General features: G+C 70.4%; 15 protein-coding genes. 12 read left to right on the top strand and 3 right to left on the bottom strand.

What is annotated here, in order from left to right:
* Positions 1-35 precede the first annotated feature (35 nt).
* Positions 36-2,873, bottom strand: a complete 2,838-nt coding sequence (locus ABT063_RS09620) for a glycoside hydrolase family 3 C-terminal domain-containing protein (protein WP_351056640.1) — start codon at positions 2,871-2,873, stop codon at positions 36-38.
* A gap of 379 nt (positions 2,874-3,252) precedes the next feature.
* Between ABT063_RS09620 and ABT063_RS09625 the strand changes: the two genes are divergently transcribed.
* The 7 genes from ABT063_RS09625 to ABT063_RS09655 all read left to right on the top strand — a co-directional run bounded on the left by ABT063_RS09625 (position 3,253) and on the right by ABT063_RS09655 (position 14,288).
* On the top strand, positions 3,253-4,932 hold the full coding sequence (locus tag ABT063_RS09625) for an extracellular solute-binding protein (RefSeq protein WP_351056641.1): 1,680 nt from the start codon (positions 3,253-3,255) through the stop codon (positions 4,930-4,932).
* Positions 4,932-5,984, top strand: a complete 1,053-nt coding sequence (locus ABT063_RS09630; protein WP_351056642.1) for an ABC transporter permease — start codon at positions 4,932-4,934, stop codon at positions 5,982-5,984. Before ABT063_RS09625 ends, ABT063_RS09630 begins: the two co-directional genes overlap by 1 nt.
* On the top strand, positions 5,981-6,907 hold the full coding sequence (locus tag ABT063_RS09635; RefSeq protein ID WP_351056643.1) for a carbohydrate ABC transporter permease: 927 nt from the start codon (positions 5,981-5,983) through the stop codon (positions 6,905-6,907). The genes ABT063_RS09630 and ABT063_RS09635 overlap by 4 nt, the downstream gene beginning before the upstream one ends.
* A gap of 133 nt (positions 6,908-7,040) precedes the next feature.
* Positions 7,041-9,257 carry a 1,4-beta-glucanase gene (locus ABT063_RS09640; protein WP_351056644.1) on the top strand — a complete coding sequence of 739 codons (2,217 nt, stop codon included), beginning with the start codon at positions 7,041-7,043 and terminating at the stop codon, positions 9,255-9,257.
* On the top strand, positions 9,257-11,224 hold the full coding sequence (locus ABT063_RS09645) for a beta-galactosidase (RefSeq protein WP_351056645.1): 1,968 nt from the start codon (positions 9,257-9,259) through the stop codon (positions 11,222-11,224). The genes ABT063_RS09640 and ABT063_RS09645 overlap by 1 nt, the downstream gene beginning before the upstream one ends.
* A complete protein-coding gene (locus ABT063_RS09650; protein ID WP_351056646.1) occupies positions 11,221-13,521 on the top strand; it encodes a glycosyl hydrolase family 95 catalytic domain-containing protein in 2,301 nt (766 codons plus the stop codon). Before ABT063_RS09645 ends, ABT063_RS09650 begins: the two co-directional genes overlap by 4 nt.
* 38 nt (positions 13,522-13,559) lie before the next feature.
* Positions 13,560-14,288: a glycoside hydrolase family 12 protein gene (locus ABT063_RS09655; protein WP_351056647.1), complete on the top strand. Its 729-nt coding sequence runs from the start codon at positions 13,560-13,562 to the stop codon at positions 14,286-14,288.
* A gap of 46 nt (positions 14,289-14,334) precedes the next feature.
* On the opposite strand, the gene ABT063_RS09660 is transcribed toward ABT063_RS09655, so the two are convergent.
* The gene (locus ABT063_RS09660) at positions 14,335-16,461 is read right to left on the bottom strand and encodes an alpha-galactosidase (protein ID WP_351056648.1); all 2,127 of its coding nucleotides are present in this window, start codon (positions 16,459-16,461) and stop codon (positions 14,335-14,337) included.
* A gap of 107 nt (positions 16,462-16,568) precedes the next feature.
* Here ABT063_RS09660 and ABT063_RS09665 point away from each other — a divergent pair, with 107 nt between their 5' ends.
* The 5 genes from ABT063_RS09665 (at position 16,569) to ABT063_RS09685 (ending at position 23,337) form a co-directional block, all read left to right on the top strand.
* Positions 16,569-17,603 carry a LacI family DNA-binding transcriptional regulator gene (locus ABT063_RS09665; RefSeq protein ID WP_351056649.1) on the top strand — a complete coding sequence of 345 codons (1,035 nt, stop codon included), beginning with the start codon at positions 16,569-16,571 and terminating at the stop codon, positions 17,601-17,603.
* Between the two features lie 82 nt (positions 17,604-17,685).
* Complete coding sequence (locus tag ABT063_RS09670) at positions 17,686-19,017, top strand: ABC transporter substrate-binding protein (protein WP_351056650.1); 1,332 nt, start codon at positions 17,686-17,688, stop codon at positions 19,015-19,017.
* A gap of 24 nt (positions 19,018-19,041) precedes the next feature.
* Positions 19,042-19,965 (top strand): carbohydrate ABC transporter permease, encoded by a 924-nt coding sequence (locus ABT063_RS09675; protein ID WP_351056651.1) that lies wholly within the window; start codon positions 19,042-19,044, stop codon positions 19,963-19,965.
* Positions 19,962-20,786 (top strand): carbohydrate ABC transporter permease, encoded by an 825-nt coding sequence (locus tag ABT063_RS09680; protein ID WP_351056652.1) that lies wholly within the window; start codon positions 19,962-19,964, stop codon positions 20,784-20,786. Before ABT063_RS09675 ends, ABT063_RS09680 begins: the two co-directional genes overlap by 4 nt.
* A gap of 82 nt (positions 20,787-20,868) precedes the next feature.
* Positions 20,869-23,337 (top strand): CBM35 domain-containing protein, encoded by a 2,469-nt coding sequence (locus ABT063_RS09685; protein ID WP_351056653.1) that lies wholly within the window; start codon positions 20,869-20,871, stop codon positions 23,335-23,337.
* A gap of 62 nt (positions 23,338-23,399) precedes the next feature.
* Here ABT063_RS09685 and ABT063_RS09690 read toward each other — a convergent pair whose 3' ends face one another.
* Positions 23,400-24,587: a sulfotransferase family protein gene (locus ABT063_RS09690; RefSeq protein ID WP_351056654.1), complete on the bottom strand. Its 1,188-nt coding sequence runs from the start codon at positions 24,585-24,587 to the stop codon at positions 23,400-23,402.
* Positions 24,588-24,732 lie beyond the last annotated feature (145 nt).

Here is a 24,732-nt window from a genome sequence, read left to right on the forward strand (position 1 = left end):
GGGCCCCTTCTTGTGTGTCGGCCTGGTCCGGACCCTCAACCGGAGAAGCCGACATGCGCCAGCCGCAGCGGGCCGCGCAGCTTCAGATGCACGTCGTGCAGGCCCTCGGCGACGATTCCGGCGCCGAGCGTGGCGTAGTCGTAGGGGCCGGAGTCCGACCCGTCGGCCGTCAGAGTGGCGAGTACCGGACCGCCGTCCAGCGAGATCTCGACCGCGCCCTCGCCCGCCACCGCGGCCGTCACCTCCGTGACACCGCCGCCGAAGTCGCAGGACCGGTACAGCAGTTCACCGGTCCGGCCCTCCGCCGCCGTCACCGCGTCGCCCGAGGTCTTCGTACGGTCCACGATGTCGATGCCGCTCTGCTCGTCGAAGTCCGCCGCGTCCAGGCCGCGTTCGCGGACGGCGCGCGGGGCGGCGGGCTCGCCGTCGAGCAGCACGGTCGTACGGAGGCGGATGTCCTCGCTGGAGGCGCCGGCCAGGACGTCGTACGGACCCGGCTCCAGGCGCCACCGGCCCTGGGCCACGTCCCAGAACTCGAAGACGGACAGGGGGAGTTCGAAGGTGAGCTCCGCCCGGCCGCCGGGGGCCAGGGTGATCCTGCGGTGCGCCGCCAGCTCGCGGCGCGGGCGCGGGACCGTCGGGTCCGCCGCGCGCGTGTAGAGCTGGGCGACCTCGTCGGCGGTGACGTCACCGGTGTTCGTGATCGTGAAGGAGACGTGCACCGCCTCGCCGTCGACCCGTGCGGTGAGATCGCCGTACGAGAACGAGGCGTACGACAGCCCGTGTCCGAACGGGAACAGTGGCGTGCCCTCGAAGTAGAGGTACGTCTGGCGGCCGCCGATCACGTCGTAGTCGAGGAGGCCGGGCAGGTCGGCGTCGTCGGCGTACCAGGTCTGCGGGAGGCGGCCCGCGGGGGAGACGTCGCCGGCCAGCACGCGGGCCAGGGCGGTGCCGGCCGCCTGGCCGCCGTGGGCCGTCCAGAGCGCCGCCGGGAGGTCGGCGGTGTCGACCGCGTACGGGTACGCCGAGACCAGCGCCAGCACGGTGTTCGGGTTCGCGGCGCGGGCGGCGCGCAGCAGCCGTTCCTGCTGGGCGGGCAGCCGCAGGGTTGTACGGTCCTCGGTCTCTCGGCCGTTGATGTGCGGGTCGTTCCCCGCGACCACCAGGACGACATCCGCCTCTGCCGTGACCCTGGTCACTGCGTCCTCGCCGCGTTCGGCGACGATGAGCTCGAACGTTTCCGGATTCTCGTCGGCAACCTTTACTCCGTCGGCGGTGACAGAGACGTGGCGACCCGTACCGACGTGCCTGAGGAGGTATCCGTTCTCGTGTGGTTCCAGGCGGAATGTCTCCTGGACGACCCAGCCTCCGGGCTGGTCGGCGGAGGCGCGGAGGTAGCCGTCCTCGGCGACCGAGAGGTAGCGGCCGTCGGGCGCGCGGAGTGTGAGGACGCCCTCACCCCAGTCGACGAGCGCGAGCTCCGTGCCGGCGGCGTCCGTGGTGAGCGGGGGAAGGTCCGTACGGCCCGCGAGGAGGGCCGGGTCCAGGGCGCCCTCGGCTCCGCGTGCCTCGTCGGCGGCGTCCTGGGCCTCGGGCACGTGGAGGAACGTGCCTGCGGAGGTCTTCAGCAGGACGCGGTCCACGCCCTCCGCGAACTCCACCCGCTCGGCGCCGAACCGCTCGTACAGGCCCTCCAGCGGGGTCGAGCGGTGGATGAGCGTGCCGCTGTACCAGTCGAGCTTGCACTCGTCGGCGAGCAGACCGACGACGGCGATGCGGGTGTCGAGGGCCAGCGGCAGTACGCCGTCGTTCTTGAGCAGCACGATCGCCTGCTCCGCGGCCTCCTGGGCGAGCGCCCGGTGCTCCGGGGTGTCGAAGTCCCGGGTGTCGGCGTACGGGTCGGCGTGCGGGTCGAACTCGCCGAGCCGGAAACGGACCGAGAGCTGGCGGCGTACGGCCGTGTCGATGTCGCCCTCGGTCAGCAGGCCCTGCTGGAGGGCTCCCTCGATACGTGCGACGATCTTGGAACTGTCCGTGCCGTGGTCGGTGAAGCTGTCGACGCCGGCGAGGAGCGCGGCCGCGGTGGCCTCCTCGTGAGTGTCGAAGTAGTGCTCGAAGTCGACCAGGTTGGAGGGCGCGCCGGCGTCCGAGCAGACCAGCAGGTCCTCATCGGTCCAGGCACGCAGGTGCTCGCGCAGGTAGGGCGAGACATGGTTCGGGCGGCCGTTGACCAGGTTGTACGCCGGCATCACCCCGGCCGTCGCGCCCGCCTCGACCGTCTCGCGGAAGGCGCGCAGGTCGTACTCGTGCAGCACGCGCGGGCGGACCGAACTCGACGCGGTGGCCCGGTCCGTCTCGTTGTTGTGCGCGAGCCAGTGCTTGAGGACGGGCGCCGTGCGCCAGTACGTGGGGTGGTCGCCGCGCAGACCGTGCGTGTAGGCGGTGGCGATCGCCGAGGTGAGCTTCGGGTCCTCCGAGTAGCCCTCCTCGTTGCGGCCCCACAGGGGGTGGCGGAGGAGGTTGACGGTCGGGGACCAGACGTTGAGGCCGACGCGCTCGTCGCGGGCGCGCATCGCCCGGGTCTCCTTGGACACCGCCTCGCCGACCCGCCGTACGAGATCCGTGTTCCAGGTCGCGCCGAGGCCCACCGCCTGCGGGAACACCGTCGCCGGGCCCATCCACGCCACTCCGTGCAGGGCCTCCTGGCCGGTGCGGAAGGCGGCGATGCCGAGGCGCTCGACGGCGGGCGCGAACTGGTGCAGGAACCCGACCTTCTCGTCGAGGGTCAGCCGCGACAGCAGATCGTCGATGCGCTTCGCGAACGGCAGGCGCGGATCGCGGAAAGGCGGCGTGGGCGGCGTTTGTGCGGACACGTGGGGTTCCCCTTGAGATGGAGCGGCGACGCGCTTTCGAAGCGCTTCGATGCTCATTCGATCCGGGGGCGGGTGTCAAGACACCCCCGGGCAACAAGTGTGACTCCCCTCCGACATTTCAAGTCGCGTAAGAGTCCGGTCCAGACCTCCACACCTCGGAGGAATCTTGGAAGCGACTCTTGTGCACCCCTGGGTGTTCACTTAACCTCGCAGCAACATCGAAGCGCTTCGACTACTTCGACTACGAGGACTGCCCGCCAGGAGGCGCGCGATCCTCCGAGGGTCCGAAGACCGCTTCAGCTCAGCCAGTTCCACTCAAGACACCGCAGCCGACGGCCCCACCGCCGGGTGTCCTGGTGCGCCATGAAGGGTTGACGCAATGACGCCGAACGCCGCTTCCGCCTCCTCCGGGCCCAGCCGGAGAAGCTTCCTCGCCTCCACGGCGGTCGCCACCGCAGCGGTGGCCGGTGGGATGCCGCTACTCTCCGCCTGTGGCGGTTCGGACAGTGGGGGGCGCGAGGGGACCACGTCGGGCAAGGCCGCGGACAAGCTGCTCCCGACGTTCGTCGCCAGCGCGGTGGCCAAGCCGGACCTTCCGTCGAAGAACGGTTCGGCGGACGGATACACCGGCAAGGTCGACATCGCGGCGCTCGCCACGTCGGTCCCGGACAAGCTCGGGACCGGCGCCCCCTTCAAGATCATGTCCCCGTTCTGGGGCTCCCCGCCGAAGCCCGGCTGCGCCTACTACAAGGCGCTCGACGCCGCGGTGGGCACCAAGGTCACCTGGCAGAACCAGGACGGCAACACCTACGGCGAGAAGCTCGGCGCCGTCCTCGCCTCCAGCTCCATACCCGACATGGTGGTCGTGCCGGGCTGGGAACTCGTCGGCAAGATCTCCAACGCGGTCACCGCGAAGTTCATGGACCTCGGCCCGTACCTGGCGGGCGACAAGGTCAAGAAGTACCCGAACCTGGCCGCGATCCCCTCCGACGCCTGGCGCATGGGCATCTTCGGCGGTGCGCTGCGCGGCATCCCCATGCCCGCCGCTTCCGCGTCCTACATCGTGCCCTACTACCGCAAGGACATCTTCGACAAGAAGGGCTACTCCGTACCCAAGTCGCCCGACGAGTTCCTCAGCTGGGCCAAGGAGGCCACCAGCGCCAAGGCCAAGGTGTACGCCTGTAGCGACATGTCCTGGACCGCGTGGAACATCTTCGGCGTCCGCGGCTCGGGGACGATCGGCTGGGACATCGGGGACGACGGCAAGCTGACGTACCGCATCGAACAGCCCGAGTACCTCGAGGCACTGGAGTGGGTCCGCAAGCTGTTCGACGCGGGTGTGGTCCATCCCGACGACAAGGCGCGCTCGGGCGACCAGGGTCAGCGGTTCACCGCCGGGCAGGTTCTGGTCTTCAACAACGACATGTCCACCTGGTACGGGAAGACCGCGGAGCAGGCCCAGTCCAACCCGGACTTCGAGATCGACGGCATGGACATCTTCGGCGCCGACGGCGGTGACCCGAAGCTGTACAACACCCAGCCCGCCGGCATCTGGTCGATGATCCGCAAGGGCGCCTCGAAGACCACCATCGAGAACGCGCTGGCCGCCGCCAACTTCGCGGCCGCGCCCTACGGCACCAAGGAGCGGATGCTCGTCGACTACGGCGTCGAGGGCACCCACTACACGGTCAAGGACGGCGTCCCGGCCAAGAACGACCTGGGCAACTCCGAGGTGATCAACGCCTGGGTGATGCTGGCCGCACCGGCCGCCTACTACGCCCACCCCGACTTCCCCGAGGTCGCCCGCAAGCAGGTCGAGTGGCAGCAGCGGATGGGTGCCTTCGCGAAGAAGACGTCCACGTACGGCATGAACATCGTCGAGCCGACCCGCTACGCGAACCTCAACAGCCAGTTCGAGCAGCTGGAGATCGACTACGTACGCGGCAATCGGAAGCTGTCCGACGTGCAGGCCGCCATCTCCACCTGGAAGTCCTCCGGCGGCGACAAGCTGCGCGACTGGTACAAGCAGCTCATCGACAAGAACGGCAGCGGCAACTGATGTCCATCACGGCCGGGAGCAGGCCCGACGGGACCCGTCCCCCCGCGGCCGTCGAGGAACCGACGGCCGCGGTCGCCGCGGCCGCGGTGAAGGAGCGGGTGCCGCGCAAGGCGGGCAAGGCGGGCAAGGTCCCCTGGCGGATCCGCCTGCGCCGCGACCGCGCGCTCATCCTGATGACGCTGCCCGTCATCGTGCTGCTCCTGATCTTCAACTACGTCCCGTTGCTCGGCAACGTCATCGCCTTCCAGAACTACGACCCGTACGTCTCCAGCAACGGCGTCACGGCGATCTTCCATAGTCCTTGGGTCGGTGTCGAGCAGTTCTCGCGGATGGTCGACGACCCGCTGTTCTGGGACGCCGCGAAGAACACCATCGTCCTGTTCGTGCTCCAGCTGGTGCTGTTCTTCCCGATCCCCATCGCTCTCGCGCTGCTCATCAACAGCGTGATCCGGCCCCGGGTCCGGGCCGTGGCGCAGGCGATCATGTATCTGCCGCACTTCTTCTCGTGGGTCCTCGTGGTCACCGTCTTCCAGCAGATCTTCGGCGGCGCGGGCATCATCGCGCAGACTCTCCAGGATCACGGGTGGAGCGGCTTCGACCTGATGACCAACGCGGACCTGTTCAAGTACCTGGTCACCGCACAGGCCGTGTGGAAGGACGCCGGCTGGGGGATCATCGTCTTCCTCGCCGCGCTGGCCGCCGTCAGCACCGACCTGTACGAGGCCGCCGCCATGGACGGCGCCGGCCGCTGGCGCCGCATGTGGCACGTGACGCTGCCCGCGCTGCGCCCCGTGATCGCCCTGCTGCTGGTGCTGCGGGTGGGCGACGCGCTCAGCGTCGGATTCGAGCAGTTCCTGCTCCAGCGGGACGCGGTCGGCGTGGGGGCCAGCGAGGTCCTCGACACCTACGTGTGGAACATGGGCATCCAGTTCGGCGACCTCAGCTACGCGGCCGCGGTCGGCCTCGTCAAGGGCGTCATCGGAGTCTGTCTCGTCCTGGCCGCGAACAAGTTCGCGCACCTGCTGGGCGAGCAGGGGGTGTACAAGAAGTGAGCCTCAACACACAGCTCGTCCGCAGCCTGAAGGCTCCCGCCCGCCCCGTGTGGGAGGAGCCGCCCAGCAAGGCCGGACTCACCGCGAAGGGCGGCTTCCTGGTCCTGTGCTGCCTGGGGGTGCTCGGTCCGCTGTGGATCGTGATCGTCACCAGTCTCTCCCCGAAACCGGTGATCGACCGCGTCGGCGGCCTCGTCGTGATCCCCCAGGGCATCACCTTCGTCAACTACACGGAACTGCTCAGCGGCGGCCAGGTCAGCCGGGCGATCATGGTCTCGGTCGGCGTCACGCTCGTCGGCACGGTGTTCTCGATGACGGTGTCGGTGCTCGCGGCCTACGGCCTGTCCCGGCCGGGCAGTCTGGGTCACCGGTTCCTGCTGATGACCATGATGGCGACCATGTTCTTCGGGGCCGGCCTCATTCCGACGTACCTTCTGGTGCAGTCGCTGGGCCTCACCGACACCTATCTGTCCCTGATCCTGCCGAGCGCGGTCAGCGTCTTCAACATCCTCGTCCTGCGGGCCTTCTTCATGGGGATCTCGCCCGAACTCACCGAGTCCGCCCGCATCGACGGGGCCAGTGATCTGCGCATCCTGCTGACCATCATCATGCCGCTGTCGCGGGCGGTGCTGGCCGTCATCTCCCTGTTCTACGCGGTCGGGTACTGGAGCGCCTGGTTCAACGCCTCCATCTACCTCACCGACCAGCAGATGATGCCGCTGCAGAACGTGCTCATCCAGCTGGTCCAGAAGAACACCGAGGCGCCGACCGGCCTCCAGCAGGCGGTTCGCACCGGTCAACTCTCCGCCCTGGGGCTGCAGATGGCTGTCATGGTCCTCGCCCTGATCCCTGTCGCGATCGCATCCCCCTTCGTCCAGCGGCACTTCAAGAAGGGCATGCTCACCGGGGCGGTAAAGGGCTGACGCCCACCCTTCTCCGATCCTCGCCGCGGCCGGCCTGCTCCTGTCCAGCGGTCGGCTGCGGCGACCCCAGACTCCCCCTCTCCAGACTCCCCCTCCCCGAGCTCTCCCCGAGCCGCACAGAACGAGGTATGTCATGCACGCGTCCCGCCTGAGCAGACGAGCCGTTCTCGCCGGGACCGCGGCCGCCGCCGCGCTCACCAGCCTTCCCGTTCTCGCCGGTCCCGCCCGGGCCGGGGAGTCCGCCACCGCTCCCACCTACCGCTGGCGCACCGCCGTCATGGGCGGCACCGGATTCATCACCGGCGTCCTCTTCCACCCCTCCGTCCGCGGACTCGCCTACGCCCGTACCGACATCGGCGGCGCGTACCGGTGGGACGACCGCACCGCCCACTGGATCCCGCTCACCGACCACATCGGCTGGGACGACTGGAACCTCCTCGGTGTCGAGGCCATGGCCGTCGACCCCGCCAACCCCGACCGCCTCTACCTCTCCCTCGGCACCTACGCCCAGTCCTGGGCCGGCAACGGGGCCGTGCTGCGGTCGGAGGACCGCGGTGCCACCTGGAAGCGCACCGACCTCACCGTGAAGCTCGGCGCCAACGAGGACGGGCGCGGATGCGGTGAGCGCCTGCTCGTCGACCCGCGGGACAGCGACACCCTGTGGCTGGGCACCCGGCACGACGGACTGCTCAAGTCGACCGACCGGGGCGCCACCTGGCAGGCCGTGAGCTTCCCGGCCACTCCCAGCGCCACCGGCCAGGGCATCACCTTCCTCGTCGCCGTCGGCCGTACCGTCTTCGCGGGCTGGGGCGACTCCGACGGCACGGCGGGCAAGCCCAACCTGTACCGCACGTCGGACGGCACCACCTGGAAGCCCGTCCCCGGGCAGCCCACCGGCACCGCCGCCAAGGTCCCGATCCGTGCCGCGTACGACCGAGGCACCAGCCACCTGTACGTGACGTACGCCAACGCACCCGGCCCCAACGGCCAGTCCGACGGCAGCGTGCACAAGCTCTGCACGCTCAACGGGAAGTGGACCGAGGTCACTCCGGTGAAGCCGGGCGGCACGACGACCGACGGCTCGGCCGACAACTTCGGGTACGGCGGCGTCGCCGTCGACGCCCGCCGGCCCGGCACCGTCGTCGTCTCCACCAACAACCGCTGGGCCGCCGTCGACACCCTGTACCGCTCCACCGACGGTGGCCGTACCTGGACGTCCCTCAAGGACTCCGCCGTTTTCGACGTATCCGAGACTCCTTATCTCAAGTGGGGTGCGGACAAGCCGAAGTTCGGCTGGTGGATCCAAGCCCTCGCCCTCGACCCCTACGACTCACGGCACATCGTCTACGGCACCGGCGCGACCCTCTACGGCACGCGGGACCTGACGAACTGGGCCCCGCAGATCCGCGGACTGGAGGAGACGTCCGTGCGCCAGCTGATCTCGCCTCCGGTCGGGGAGGCACACCTGATCAGCGGGAACGGGGACATCGGCGTGATGTACCACGAGTCGCTCACGGCATCGCCCTCGCGCGGCATGGCGTCGAATCCCATCTTCGGGTCGGCGACGGGGCTCGCCCAGGCCGCGGCCAAGCCGGCGTACGTCGTCCGCAGCGGCTGGGGCGACAACGGCAACGGCGCCCACTCGAACGACGGCGGGCAGACCTGGGCGCCCTTCAAGGCGCAACCCGCCATCGCCAAGGACGCGCCGGGGCCGATCGCCACCAACGCCGACGGCAGCGTGCTGCTGTGGTCCTTCGTGCACTGGGACGGCACCACGTACCCGGCCCACCGCTCGGTGGACAACGGCGCCACCTGGACCGAGGTCACCTCCTATCCGAAGGGCGCCGCCCCGGTCGCGGACCCGGTCGATCCGAAGCGCTTCTACGCCTTCGACACCGCCACCGGCACGCTCCACGCCAGCACCGACGGCGGCCTGACCTTCACCGCCCGGGCCACCGGCCTGAACTCGGGCGACACCGAGTTCCGGCTCGTCGCGGCCCCGGGCCGCTCCGGGGACCTGTGGCTGAGCCTGAAGTGGAACGGCCTGTACCGCTCCACCGACGGTGGCGCGACCTTCACGAAGGTCAGCAGCTGCTGGGCCTCGTACACCCTCGGCTTCGGCAAGGCCGCCGAGGGCGCTTCCTACCCGGCGATCTACATGGTCGGCTCGACCGAGAGCATCACCGCCGTGTACCGCTCCGACGACGAGGCGAAGACCTGGGTGCGGATCAACGACGACCAGCACCAGTGGGGCTGGATCGGCGCGGCCATCACCGGCGACCCGCGCGTCTACGGCCGGGTCTACATCGCCACCAACGGGCGTGGCGTCCAGTACGGGGAGCCCGCCTGATGCCCGACCTGCGTGACGCCACCCGTGGCCGCCTCCTCTTCGGGGGCGACTACAACCCGGAGCAGTGGCCGGAGGACACCTGGCACGAGGACGTCCGCCTGATGAAGGCGGCCGGCGTCAACTCCGTCACCCTCGGCGTCTTCTCCTGGGCGAAGCTCGAACCCCGCCCGGGGGAGCGGGACTTCGGCTGGCTGGACCGGCTGATGGACCTGATGCACGACAACGGGATCGGGGTCGTCCTCGCGACCCCCACCGCCTCGCCCCCGCCCTGGATGGGCCACCTGCACCGCGACACCCTGCCCGTCGACCAGGACGGCCGTACCGAGTGGTGGGGCGGACGTCAGCACTTCTCGCACTCCAGCGCCACCTACCGCCGGTACGCCGCCGCCATCACCGAGGACCTCGCCGCCCGCTACGGCGGCCACCCGGCCCTCACCCTGTGGCACATCAACAACGAGTACTGCACCTACGACTGGAGCGACGAGGCCGCAGCCCGCTTCCGCCGCTGGCTCCAGGACAAGTACGGCACGCTCGACGCCCTCAACACCGCCTGGGGCACCGCCTTCTGGAGCCAGGGCTACGGCGACTGGGCCGAGATCCACACGCCCCGCCACGCCCACTACCTGAAGAACCCCAGCCAGGTACTGGACTTCAAACGGTTCACGTCCGACATGCTCCTGGAGTGCTACGTCGCCGAGCGTGACATCGTCCGCCGAGCGACCCCGCACATCCCCGTCACCACCAACTTCATGCCGCTGTGGGCCGGCCAGGACGCGTGGCGCTGGGTCGAGGAGGAGGACGTCGTCTCGGTCGACCTCTACCCCGATCCGCGCGACCCTCTCGGCGCCCAGAACGGCGCCCTCGTCCAGGACATGACCCGCTCCCAGGCCCGCGGCCCCTGGATGCTGATGGAGCAGGCGGCCGGACCCGTCAACTGGCGGGGCGTCAACCACCCCAAGCCCCGGGGCCTCAACCGCCTCTGGTCCCTCCAGGCCGTGGCCCGGGGCGCCGACGCCGTCTGCTACTTCCAGTGGCGCCAGTCCCGGCAGGGCGCGGAGAAGTTCCACTCCGGGATGGTCAGTCACGCGGGGGAAGAGGGCCGTACGTACCAGGAGGTGAAGCGGCTCGGCGCCGAACTGGCGAGGATCAGCGGTGAAGTGGCGGGCAGTCACACAAACAACGACATCGCGATCCTGCACGACTGGCACGCCTGGTGGGCCGGCGCCCAGGACGGCCGCCTGTCCACGCACGTCGACCACGCCGACCTCCTCAGAGCCTGGCACCGCGCCCTGTGGGAGGCCCATCTCACCACCGGCTTCGCTCACCCCGAGCACGACCTGAGCGCGTACAAACTCGTCGTGGTCCCCCAGTTGTACGCGCTCACGGACGCGGCGATCGACAACCTGACCGCGTACGTGCAGGGCGGCGGCACCCTCGTCAGCGGATTCCTGACCGGCGTCGCCGACGAGGACGACCGGGTGCGACCCGGTGGCATGGACGCCCGGCTGCGCGAGCTGTTCGGCATCCGCACGCTGCACGAGTGGTGGCCGCTGGACGCGGGGGAGACCGTCGAGTGCGAGGGCTTCCGCGGCATCCTGTGGTCGGAGGAGATCGAGAAGACCGAGGACGCCGAGACGGAGGCCGCGTACAAGGGCGGCGAGCTGGACGGTCTGCCCGCGGTGCTGCGCAAGGGCCGCGCCCGCTACGTTTCGACGCTTCCCGAGCCGGAGACGCTGCGCGCCCTGCTCGCCGACGTTGCCGCCGAGGCCGGGGTCCGTCCCGTGCTGGACGCCGTTCCCGACGGGGTCGAGGTGGTTCGTCGCGGTGAGTTGCTGTTCGTCCTCAATCACGGGCGTGAGTCGGTGACCGTCGAGGTGCCGGGGGCCCATCACGACGTACTGACGGGGACGGACGTCGAGGGCGAGCTCACCCTCGGCCGCTACGGAGCGGCGGTGCTCAAGCCATGACCAGCCGTGCTCAAGCCGTGACGGGCCCTGTTCGAGCCCTGACCGAGGGCCCCGTCCACGACACGTGGGAGCCGGAGCCTGCCGCCCGCTGGGAGGACGCCTTCCTGAGCGGCAACGGCCATCACGGCGCCCTTGTGTTCGGTGATCCGAACGACGAACGCGTCATCGTCACCCACCACACCCTGGTCCGCCCGAACGGCGGGGAGCGCGCCCGGCCGCCCCGGCTGGCCGACGAACTCCCCGCGCTCCAGGACCGGTTGCTGGCCGGCGAGTCGACCGCCGCCGAGAGCTTCACCGACGGCCGTGATCTCCAGTGGGTGCAGCCCTTCCATCCGGCCTTCCAGATACGGCTGCGCGCGACCCGGCCCGCCGAACCGCGCCGGTACCGCCGCTCCGTCGACTTCGCCACGGGCGTGGCGACGGCGGAGTGCGAGGGCTTCGGCAGCCGGGTCTTCGTCTCCCGCGCCGATGACGTGATCGTCCACCACCTCTCGGCACCCGACCTGGACATCGCCCTCGACCACCGGCTCCCGGGCGCACCCCACGACCTCGCCGTCGGCCACGGAGCCGTCCTCACCCCCGAGGGCGCCCTGCTCACCCTGCGCGCCCGCTACCCCGGCAGCGACCGCGCGTACACCGGAGTGACGCTCGTCGTGGTCACCGGGGGGCGTACGGCGCTCACGCCTCCCGGCCTACGGGTCACCGGCGCGAAGTCCGTCCTGCTGCTCACCCGCGTCCTGCGCCACACGGGCGGGGCGGCCGTACGCCACCCGGACGGGCCGGCTGTACTCCGCCAGGACGGGCCGGCCGCCCACGAGCCGGACGCCCTCGCCCACGCCCGCGCCCTCGGCGACCTGCTCCCGGACGCCGAGGACCCGTACGCCGGCCTCCTGGCCCGCCACACCGCCCTGCACCGCACCGCCTACGAGCGCGTGACGCTCGACCTGGACGCGGACCCCGCCGAACGCGCCCTCCCCGGTTCGGAGCTGCTCGGCCGCCCCGACAGCCCCGCCCTCCTGGAACGCCTCTTCGCCGCCGGCCGCTACCACCTCCTGTCGGCCTCCGGAATGCTCCCGCCCCGCCTCGTCGGCCTGTGGACCGGCGACTGGAACACGGCCTGGGCGGGGGCCTTCACCAACGACGCCAACCTCAACCTCCAGACGGCCTCGGCAGCGGCCGCCGCCCTCCCCGAAGTCACCGAGGCTCACGCCTTGCTGGTTCAGCGCCAGCTGACCGACTGGAGCGAGAACGCCCGCGCGGTCTTCGGCGCCCGCGGCGTCGTCGCGCCCGCGCACACCGACGGTGAGTCCGGGCTGACGTACCACTTCAGTCGCGAATACCCGCTCCACCTGTGGACGGCCGGCGCCGACTGGCTCCTCAAGCCCCTCGTGGACCACGACGAGACCCGTGGCGAACGCGACCCGCGCACCGCCCACGCCCTCGCCCAAGTCGCCCTGTTCTACGAGGACTTCCTCACTCGCACCGACGAGGACGGCCACCTGGTGGTCGTCCCTTCCTACTCGCCCGAGAACCGCCCGGCGAACGCGAGCTGGGGCGCGATCAACGCGGCCATGGACCTCTCGGCCGCCCGGCACGCCCTGCTCACTGCCGCCGAGTACCACCCGGAACAGGCCGACCGCTGGCGCGCCCTCGCCGACCGGCTCCCGCCCCACCGGATCAACGCCGACGGCGCCCTCGCCGAATGGGCCTGGCCCGGCCTGGACGACACCTACGACCACCGCCACCTCAGCCACCTCTACGGTGTCTGGCCGCTCGACGAGATCACCCCGTACGACACCCCGGACCTCGCCGCGGCCGCCCACCGCGCCCTCGAACTCCGCGGCGCCGAGAACGACTCGGCCCACGGCCACCTCCACCACGCCCTCGTCGCCGCCCGGCTGCGCGACGGCCAACGGGTCGCGCACGCCCTCGGCCAAGTGCTCAAGGGGGACTTCTTCCACGCCTCCCTGATGAGCGCCCACTACCCGGACCGCGACGTCTACAACGCGGACGCCGCCCACACCCTGCCCGCCGTACTCGTCGAGATGCTCGTGCAGTCGACGCCGGACCGGCTGGTGCTGCTGCCCGCGCTTCCGGCGGCGTACCCGAAGGGCGAACTGCGCGGCATCCGCACCCGGTTCGGGGCCGAGATCGACCTGAACTGGGGCCCGCACGAAGCGACCGCGGTCGTACGCCCCACGCGCACCCACCGCATCGAACTCCGGACTTCCTCCGGCACCGAGCCGCTCGACCTCGTCGCCGGAGAAGAACGCGTCCTCGCCCTGGGGACGCGGTAACTCCCCCCGCAATTCCCCCCACCCATGGAAGGGACACCATGGCAACACGCACACTGAGCAGAATCGGCAAGGCTCTGCTGCCTCCGGCCCTCGCGCTCGGCGTCACCATCGGCCTGGCCTCCGCCCCCGCCTCCGCCGCGGTCTGGAACTCCTGCGACCAGTGGGGCAACACCAGCCTGAACGGCTACACGCTCTACAACAACATCTGGGGTTCCGGCGGCGGCAGCCAGTGCATCTGGGCCAACTCCGGCACCAACTGGGGTGTCTGGGCCAACCACCCCAACACCGGCGGCATCAAGTCCTACCCGAACGCCAAGAAGGTGATCAACAAGTCGATCACCTCGCTGGGTTCGCTCAACAGCAGCTACAACGTCACCGTTCCGTCCTCGGGCGCGTACAACACCTCGTACGACGTCTGGGACACGGACTACGACTACGAGATCATGCTCTGGGTCAACTACAACGGGGACGTCGGCGCGCTCGGCTCCTACCAGGGCAACGTGACGCTCGGCGGCCACAACTGGAACGTCTACAAGGGCCGGGTCACCCGGGAGGACGGCTCGTACTGGGACGTCTTCTCGTTCCTGCGCACCTCGGACTCCACCTCCGGCACGGTCCAGATCCTCCCGGTCCTGAAGTGGATCAAGGACACCAAGCGCTGGATGGGCAACGAGACCATCGGCGACGTCCAGTTCGGCTTCGAGATCACCTCGTCGTCCGGCGGACTCGACTTCCGGACCAACAGCATGTCGGTCACCAGCAGCTGACCGAACGCCCGAGCCGGCGCCTCGGCACCGGCTCGGGCCTCGTCCGCTACGCGCCCGAAGTGAGCCGGATCAGCAGGACGGCCGGTGTGCGCGGCAGCGACACCCGCAGTCCGTCCCCGTCCCGGACCGCCGAGCCGGCCGTCGCAGCGGACGGGTGCAGGATCTCCGCACGGACACCCTCGCCCAAGTGCTCCACCGGCACGTGGAGTTCGCTCTCCCCGCCGCGCCGCCACACCGAGAGGTACGACGGTCCGTCCGGCACCCTCATCCCCAGTGCCAGCCACTCGTCCGTCCACCCCGGCAGACCGAGCGGCCAGAACGGCACGGCCTTTCCGAGATCCCCGCGGATCGCCCTGTACGCGCCCACCGCGTCCCGTACCAGGCCGAGCTGGTGTTCCGACATCCGGTCCAGATGGCCGGACAGATGGATCCGCCCCAGCAGCGCACCACCCAGCGTGAAGGTGATCAGGTCGTCGTCGAAGGCGGGCTGCGGGTAGGCCCAGACGGCACCCTGTTCCGGCGGGACCGCCGTCGGCGCCGCCGCGGCGATCGCCGGGTAGCGCAGCGGATCCTGCTGGTCGCTGGTGGACTGGAGCTGGGCGACGGCGAGCGTGGCCCCGTCCATCCGCATGCCGCCCGAGGCGCAGTTCTCCACGACCAGCGCCGGGTGCCGGTCCAGCAGCTCGGACAGCCAGTCCAGGTACGCCTGGGCATGACCGAGCAGCCCGGCCCCCGGCGCGATGTCCCCGTCGGCGCGGGTGCCCGGATCGACCACGATGTTGTAGTCCAGCTTGAGGTAGCCCACGCCCCAGTCGCCGACGATCCGGTCCACCGTCTTGTCGAGGTGGGCGCGGGCGGCCGGGTGCCGCAGGTCGAGCTGGTGGCGGCCCTGTTCGGCGAGGCGCACGCCGTCGCGCCGGAAGAAGGCCTCCGGGGGGAGCGCGGACGCGATCGGGCTGCGTACGCCGACGACCTCGGGCTCCAGCCACAGCCCGGGCACCATGCCGCGCTCCCGGATCCGGTCCAGGACCGCCCGGATCCCGCCGCCCGGAAAGCGGCGCGGCGAGGGCAGCCACTCGCCGACGCTGTCCCACCAGCCCTCGGTGTCGTCGTCGTACCAGCCGGAGTCGATGCAGAAGTACTCCGCCCCGGCTTCGGCCGCCGCGTCGATGAGCGGCAGCAGCTTCCCGGTCGTCGGGTCGCCCATCAGCGTGTTCATGTAGTCGTTGAAGACGACGGGAAGCGCCGAGTGATCGGGGTGCGGGCGGCGTGCGGCACGGCGGTACGACGTCAGCGCGCCCATCGCCTCGTCGAACCCGGAGCCGAGGGCCACCACTCCCGGCACGGTGGTGAACTCCGCGCCCGGCGCGAGCCGGACCCGCCACTGGTGCTCCGCGTCCGTGGGACCGTTCAGTGCCAGATACGTGCCGTGCGCGCGTTCGCCCAGGTCCCAGCGCCAGCCGGCCGGTGACTCGATCTGCCACAGCCAGGTCCGGCCGCCGCCGCGTTCCGTGACCGCCCCCATGGCCAGATGGCCGTCGGTCGGCCAGCTGCCGCGCCCGGTGAGGACAAGGGCGGCCCGGCTGTCGTGCTGGTGGGCGCCGACATTGATGTCGGCGACCGTGTCGCGCAGCGGCTCGGCGTACCAACGGCACTCCGCGAGCCAGTCGTTGCGCGCCCGGTGCACGTCGAGGGCGTCGGGGGAGGGCAGGCCGCCGAGCAGCAGGCTGCTGACGGACTGGACGACCAGGGGCCGCGTGCCGTCGTTGCGGAGGCGGACGCGGGAGCGGAGCACGGGCAGGCCGGTGGGGGAGGTCAGCTCGACGAAGGCCGTCAACCCGGTCTCGGGGTCGTGGAGTTCGACGGTCAGCCACTCCCAGCCGGTGCGGCTGCCGCTGCGGTGGTCCCGGTATCTCAGTCGCGAACCGAAGGCCGTGCCCGTGAAACGCGGGCCGGACCATCCGCTGCCGTGACCGAGGGCGGTCAACTCGACCAGCGGAAGGGCGGATTCGGCATCGGCGGATTCCGGGTCTCCGGGACAGGCCAGCCGGACCAGTCGCAGGGTCCCGTCGGACGCGGTGGCGAACTCGGCCTCCAGCGCCGAGTGCCCCCAGCTCAGGCTCTCTCGCGGGGAGTCGGAGAGCCCCCTCCTTGCATCCGCCGTACCGGTCAAGGTGCTTCCCCCTCCCGACCCCGCCCGGCCCATACGCCGGGGGCGCCCGCGTGAATCCCTCGTTACGGTCTCTTGACGACCGCATTGTGACCGGTCACAATCCTGGCATGAATGTGACCGGTCACACAAGGCGCCCGGCGAGCATCAGGGATGTAGCGACCGCGGCCGGGGTCTCGTACCAGACCGTCTCCCGGGTGATCAACGGCCATCCCAGCGTCAAGCCGTCCACCCGGGAACGGGTGCTCGCGGCCATCGACGAGCTGGGCTTCCGCCGCAACGCCACCGCGCTCGCCCTGGCCAGCGGGCGCAGCAGGGCCGTGACCGTGCTCACCGCCAACACCACCCACTACGGCTACGCCTCCATCCTCCAGGGCATCGAGGAGGCAGCCCGCGCCGCGTCCTACGCGGTCGGGATCGGCGTCCTCGAATCGGCCGACGAGGCCGCCGTCGCCGCCGAGGTGCAGCGGGCCGCGGACGCGGGCGGCGGGCTGATCGTGATCGCCTACGATCCGGCCGGTGTCCGGGCCCTGGGCGCCGTCCCCGCCGAGCTGCCGGTCGTCGGCGTCGTCGAGACCCCCGCGAGCCCGCCCGACCCCGGCCGCCCCTGGGTGTGGACCGACGACCGCGAGGCCGCCTACGAGGCGACCCGCCATCTGCTCGCCCTCGGCCACGAGACCGTGCACTACGTCGCCATACCGTCCAGCACCCGCCGCACCAGCGCCCGCACCACCGGCTGGCGGCAGGCGCTCAAGGAGGCCGGAGCGCCGGAACCCCGTCCCGTGCAGGGCAGTTGGGGCCCGGCGGGCGGCCACGCGGCCGGCCTGAAGCTGGCGAAGGACCCGGCCGTCACCGCGATCCTGTGCGGCAACGACGACCTCGCGCTCGGGGTGCTGCGCGCCCTGCACGAGGCCGGCCGGTCCGTCCCCGGCGAGGTCAGCGTGGCCGGGTTCGACGACGCCCCGCACTCCGCCTATCTGACCCCGTCGCTGACGACCGTACGCCTGGACTTCACCGGCCTCGGGCGGGCGGCGTTCGCCCTGCTGCACGGGGTGCTGGAGGAGTCCGCGCAGATCGCCCCGCACCCCGTCTCCGTCCCGGAGCTGGTGGTGCGGGAGAGCTCGGGGCCGCCGTCCCTGGGGTGAGCGAACACGCGAGCGAACACCCCGCACGAGCACAGCCGTTCCGAGTCCTGCCCCTGAACCGCTCGTTCTTGAAAGGCACGTGATGAAGACAAGAGCTCTCCCCGCCCTGGCCCTGATATGCGCCCTGGGACTGGCCGCCACCGCGTGCAGCGATCCCACCGCCGGTGACTCCGGCGACTCGGGCACGGACGCGAAGCAGACGGCCGTCGACCCCACCGCCCGCCTGGACGGCGTGAAGCTGACCATGTGGACCGCGCAGAACACGGTCACCGCGCCCAAACAGGTCATCGACGCCTTCAAGAAGGCCACCGGCGCCACGGTCGAGACCCAGGCGATCCCGGACCTGTACGAGACGAACGTGCCGACCAAGCTCGCCTCCGGCGACCGCCCCGACCTGATGTTCTGGCAGCCGTCCATCTCCACGCTGCCGTTCATCCAGCCCCAGCAGAACCTCCTCACCCTCGACGGGGAGGAGTGGGTCTCCAAGCTCGGCGGCACCGAGCGCTCGCTCGGCGTCATCGACGGCAAGCGGTACGCGGCGATCGTCACCAGCCCCGCCATGCTCGGCGTCTACTACAACAAGGACGTCTTCAAGCAGGCCGGCATCACCGAGCAGGACTTCCCGAAGTCGTACGACGAGCTCCTCCAACTGGGCCAGACGGTCACGGACAAGACCGACGCGGCCGGCTTCTACGAGGCCGGCGGCGACAAGTGGCCCCTGCAGTGGCAGATGCAGGTCCAGCTCACCGACCTGGACAAGCAGTGGTGGGCCGACCTGAACGCCGGCAAGAAGAAGTGGACCGACCCGGTCGTCGTCGGCGCCATCAAGAAGTACAAGGAGAAGCTGCTCGACGCCGGCCTCGCCCAGAAGAACTACAAGACGGGCACCTTCACCGGGCAGGCCGACGCGCTGTGGAAGGGCGAGGCCGGCATGGTCCTCAACGTCACCTCCTTCCAGAGCCAGCTCCAGGCCAAGTACTCCACCGCCGAGATCGACAAGAAGATCGGCTGGTTCCCGGTCGCCAACTCCTCCGCCACCGGCCTGTACTCGCCCGACCAGACGAACGGCGTGGTCGCCTTCAAGACCGGCGACGAGAAGCGGCAGAACGCGGCCCGGCAGTTCCTCGCCTTCTGGCTCGGCCCCGACTACGCCGACTACATCAAGGCGATGAAGATCCCCTCCGTGCAGCCGTCCGTGCCCACCCCCGACGGGCTGCCGCAGACGTCCAAGGACCAGGTCGCGGCCCTGCCCAAGGCCATCGGGGTCTTCCAGGCCAAGGCGATCGTCGCCCCGGACACGCACCTCTACCTCGCCGACATGATCTTCGGCAAGAAGAGCCCGCAGCAGGTCGCCCAGGCGATCCAGGACCAGTTCGCGCAGGTGGCCAAGGCCCAGGGCGCGCCCGGTTTCTAGCACCTACGGCAGCGGGGACTTCCGATGGCGGACACGGCCATACGTACGCGTAAGCAGAAACCGGCAACCGGCGGGACGAGGACAGTGGGACGGGTCCCGCGCGCCGCCGTGCACCACCCCTGGTGGTTCGCGCTCCCCGCGATCGCCGTCTTCGCGGGCTTCTTCCTGGTGCCGAACCTGCTCAACTTCTACTACCCGTTCACCAACTGGTCCTCGTACCACGCGGACATCGCCTTCACCGGCCTCGACAACTTCAAGACGATCGCCGACGACGGCTCGCTGCTGCGCGCGATCCGCACGACCCTGCTGTACGCCCTGCTGGCGGCGCTGTTCCAGAACGGCTTCGGGCTCGTGCTCGCGCTGCTGCTGGAGGACGACACCCGCTTCAACCGCTTCTTCCGTGCCGTCTTCTTCCTGCCGGTGCTCATCTCGGCGCTCGCCACCGGGTACGTCTTCCAGGCCCTCCTCGACCAGGACGGCGCCGTCAACTCCGTCCTCGGCACGGACATTCCGTGGCTGGGCTCGACGACCTGGACGCTGGTCCTGGTCACCCTCATCCACGGCTGGAAGTGGATGGGCCTGGCGATGCTGATCTACCTGGCCGGGCTCAAGGGCATCCCCGGCGAGATGCTGGAGGCCGCCAAGTGCGACGGCGCGGGCCCCTGGCGGACCTTCTGGTCGGTGCGCTGGCCCATGCTCGCGCCGGCCGTCACCTTCAACGTCACCACCGCGCTGATCGGCTCGATGAACACCTTCGACATCGTGCAGGCCACCACGGGCGGCGGCCCCGCGGCCTCCACGGAGGTCTTCAACATCTACATGTTCCGGATCTTCGGCCAGGGCCTGTACGCCCAGGCCTCCGCCATGAGCCTCGTCCTGTTCCTGGTCGTGGTCGCCATCGCGATCCCGCTCGTCATCGGCCTGCGGCGAAGGGAGCAAATGCTGTGACCCAGGTATGGCGGTACGGCCGTCCGGCCCTCGTCCTGCTGATCGCGGGGCTCTCCGTCGGCGTGCCCCTGTGGCTCGTCGCCGTCACCTCCGCCAAACCGCAGGCGGAGGCCATCAAGCCGAACCTGGACCTGCCCAGGCACTGGCAGCCCGGCAGCAACTACCAGGACGCCGTCAGCGAGGGCGAGATGCTGCGCGGCTTCTTCAACTCGCTGTTCGTCGTGGTGCCTTCGGTGGCCCTCGTCCTGATCCTCGGCGCGGGCGCCGCCTGGGTCTTCGCCCGCCGCAAGTCCAAGCTGGTCTCGGCGGCGTACGCGCTGTGCGTCAGCGGACTGCTGCTGCCGCCCGCCGTCATCACCATCGTGATGGAGCTGCGGCAGCTGGGACTCGCGAACACCCGCCCCGGCATGATCGCCGTCTACACCGGCATGTATCTGTCGACGTCGATCTTCTTCATGACCGGCTTCATCCGCGCCATCCCCGTCGAGCTGGAGGAGGCGGCGCGCATCGACGGGGCGAAGCCGTCCCGGATCTTCCTGCGCATCGTCCTACCGCTGCTCAGGCCGGTGATCGCCACCGCGACGATCATGGTGATGCTCTACGCCTGGAGCGATGTCTTCTACGCGTTCTTCGTGCTCGGCGGCGGCGAGCGGGCCACCCTCCCGCTGAACCTCTACCAGGTCGCCAGCGCCCAGCTCTACCTCAACAACTGGCATCTCGTCTTCGCGTACGTCGTGGTGATGAGCCTGCCCATGGTCGCCGTGTTCCTCGTCGGCCAGCGAAAGATCGTGTCCGGAATCACCAGTGGAGCCGTCAAATGACCGGAGGTCCAGCAGAGTGATCACACCCACCCGCACGAGAGCCAGAACGGCTTTGCTCACAGCCGCACTCGGAGCAGCCCTCATGGCAGGCACCCTCCCCGCCACGGGTTCCGCGGCGGCCGCCGCGGACCCGCAGCGCCTCACCGTCGACCTCGCCGCCTCCGAGGGCCCGGTGATGCTCGGCGCCAACGGCGCGCTGTACGGGCTCAGCGACGACGGCGTGCCCAGCGACGCCGCGCTGGCACCCCTGAAGATCACCAGCATCTCGCAGAAGCCGGAGGGCGGCGCCCAGCACCCCAACGGCGACGCGCTCACCGTCTCCAAGTCGTTCTTCCGCAACGGCGGCGGCGAGATCAACGTGATGATGCAGGACATCTACGCCAAGTGGCCGTACGAGGACCTCGGCATCGACGACTACCTCCCCAAGGTCGACAAGATCACCAAGGAGGTGTCGGCGGACCCGAACAGCGACCGCTTCGTCTACATCCCGTTCAACGAGCCCGACCAGATCTGGTACAACCTCGGCACCTCGAACCAGGCGCAGTACGAGGCCAACCGCGACCGGTTCTTCAAGGACTGGAAGACGGTGTACCAGCGCATCCGCGCGATCGACCCCGATGCGAGGATCGCCGGCCCGAACGAAGCCGCGTACCACACGCGCCTGCTGAAGGACTTCCTCGCCTTCGCCAAGCGCGAGAACGTCATGCCCCAGATCATGACCTGGCACGAGCTGGGATCCGGCTCACTGCGGGACTTCCAGGGGCACTACGACAACTACCGTTCCATCGAGCGTGACCTGGGCATAGCGCCCCTGAAGGTCAACATCGACGAGTACGCCAACCGCCGCGACCTGTCCGTCCCCGGGCAACTCGTGCAGTGGGTCTCGATGTTCGAGCGGAACAAGGTGTACGCCAACCAGGCCTACTGGGACGCCGCCGGCAACATGGACGGCAATGTCGTCCGGTCCAACATCCCCAACGGCGGCTGGTGGTTCTTCCGCTGGTACGCGGGGCTGACCGGCAACACCGTCAAGGTGACCCCGCCGCAGGCCAACACCATCGACACCCTCCAGGGTCTCGCCTCCCTCGACACCTCACGCCGCCAGGCCCAGGTCCTGCTCGGCGGCTCGGCCGGCGACTCCGACGTGGTCGTTCAGAACGTCTCCCGGTCCGTCTTCGGCCGCACGGTCACCGCGACCGTCGCCGAGGCCGCCTGGTCCGGCTACGAGGGACAGCACGCCACACCGCGCGTCCTCGCGCGGACGAAGGTGAAGGTGGCGGCCGACGGCACGGTCACCGTCCCGCTGCGCGGCATGCACAAGATGGCGGCGTACCGCGTCGTCCTCACCCCCGGCGGCTCCGGCACCCCGGCGGCCGCCTCCGTCCCCTGGACCGCCTCCTACGAGGCCGAGGACGCCGCCATCACCGGCGGCAAGGTCTACACCCAGGGCACGGTCAGCAACGCCAACGGCTACGCCGCCTCCGGCACGAAGGACGTCGGCTCGCTCAACACCGACTCCAGCAAGGTCGACTTCACGGTGACGGTGCCCAAGGACGGGACGTACGACCTGGCGATCCTCTACGGCAACCAGTCCGGCACCCCCGCCACACAGAAGCTGTCGATCGACGGCGCCGACCCGGTCACGGTCACCTACCCCTCCACCGAGAACTGGACCTACCGCGCCAAGAAGGACGTCGGCGTGCGGCTGTCGGCCGGCACCCACAAGCTGACGCTGGCCAAGGGCGCCGCGGAGGTCACCCTCGACCGCATCGACCTCACCGCCCGCAGCGGCGCGCCGTCCGCCTCGTACGAGGCCACGCTGGCGGACATCGGCGGGAAGCCGTCGTACGACTACTCCTCCTCGGCCGGGGTGGGCACGGGCGCCCTCGTCCTGCGCTCCGGCGACAAGGCGGTCTTCGACGTCTACGCCCCGCGCGACGGCTACTACACGGTGGTGCCGCAGGCCTCGGCGGCGGTGAAGCTCGCCCTGCACGGGGAGACGGTGACGGCGGCGCCCGGCCGGCCCCTGCGGCTGTACCTCGTGGCGGGCAACAACCGCGTCGCCATGACCGCCCCGTACGCCTCCGTCCGCTCCCTCGACGTCTCCGGTGACGGCTCGACGAACGGCACGCTCTCCTACGAGGGCGCCGCGGCCACCCTCGCGGGCGGGGCCAAGCTCGTCGACTCCCCGTACGCCTCCGCCGGTTCGTACGTCGGCTGGCTCGGCAACAGCGCCTCCAGCACGGCCGAGTTCACGGTGGACGCGCCGAAGTCCGGCCGCTACGTGCTGGTCGTCCACTACGCGCACAACGACCGGCGCGACAACGGCCACGCCTACAACACGGACATCATGTCCCGTACGGCGGACGTCACGGTCGGGACCGGTGCGCCGCGGAAGGTCACCTTCAAGAACACCTGGAGCTGGGACGACTACTGGACGCTGGGCGTCCCGGTCGAGCTGAAGAAGGGCTCCAACAAGGTGACGTTCGGCAACGCGACCGCGTGGGCGCCGAACATCGACCGGATCGAACTGGGCCGCGTCGTCGGCTAGGTCCCAGGGCCTGGGAAACCCCATGGGCCGGCTCCGCGCTCCTGCGGGGCCGGCCCGTGCCGTCAGGCCCGGTCGACCTCGGCCCGCAGCGCGTTGTAGTCGGCGAAGGCGGAGTCGACGTCGGCGCGAGTGAGGCCGTAGCGGGAGAGGTCGTAGGTGTGGCGGCGGGTGCCCTTGGGGCGGGCGACGACCCCGGGGAGCCGGGCCGCGTCGGCGTCGGTCCAGCGGGCGCCGATGGCGTCGTAGAGCTTCGGGGCGCCCGTGGCCGGGTCGGAGCCGAGCCAGGAGTACGGGACGTCCACCAGCGACTCGCGGGGGATGGCGGCACGGGCAGCGAGGCCGCGCGCCATCGAGCGGCTCAGCAGGCCGAGCCAGGTGGCGCCGATGCCGTGCAGGTCGACGGGGCGCACGCTGACGGCCAGGCCGTGCTCGATCAGACTGCAGAACGACGCCACGACGGTGACCGGGTCGCGGTGGGTCCACACGAGCGTGGCGTCGGGGAACACGGTGAGCAGCGCGTCGAGGTTCTGCGTGTGCATGGGGGACTTCAGCACCCAGCGGCGGCGCGGACGGCCGTACTGGAGGACCTGGTAGACCTGCTTGAGGTGCCGGTAGTCGGGGACGAAGTCCCGCTGGTAGTACCAGTCCGGGTACTCGGGTATGCGCGCCTGGGACATCGGCATCTGGGAGTGCGGGAGGACGAAGGTGCACTCCTCGGCGCCCTCGGCGGCCATCGGGTGGATGTCGCGGAAGCGCGGGGCGAAGAGGTTCGTGCCCTGGACCATCCGGCGCCCGGCCGTGATCGCCTTCCGCCGCTGCCGGGGCGAGCCCGCCAGGTCGGGTGTGAGCAGTTCCCAGAGCAGGGGGCATCGGTGCTCGTCCGACAGGGACAGCACGCCGTGGGTGAGCGTGGTGGCGGTGCGCGGCAGCCCCACCACGAAGACCGGCTTCTCGATGGGCTCCCGCTCGATGGCGGGGTACTCGGCGATCAGCCGCCGGATCCGGGCCCGGTTGGCGAGATGTCTGCGGACATGGACCTGCGCGGCCGCCCAGCCGACGGGGGTGAGGTGCTCGGCCCCGGCCCACCACCGCAGCAGCAGGCGGAAGTCGTCGGCGAAGCGCTCGTCCCCCTTCGCCTGCCCGGCGTCGGCGAGGAGCCGGTCGAAGATCCGGTCGGGGGTACGACGGGAGCCGAACGTCGGCCGGAGCAGCAGGTTGGCCAGGGTGAGGGGGAGGGGGGTCGAGGACACGGAGGTCGGGTTCCTTTCGGTGGTGAGGGCGCGACTGGTCGAACACGCTTGCCATGCCGGGAGTTGACAACACTGCCCATTCCGCCGACCCGGCAACCTTCCCCCGCTCCGCGGCAACACCGGAACAAACCGTTCCCGACGGACG

Source organism: Streptomyces sp. NPDC002838, assembly GCF_040295365.1.
In the GTDB taxonomy this organism is placed as follows: domain Bacteria; phylum Actinomycetota; class Actinomycetes; order Streptomycetales; family Streptomycetaceae; genus Streptomyces.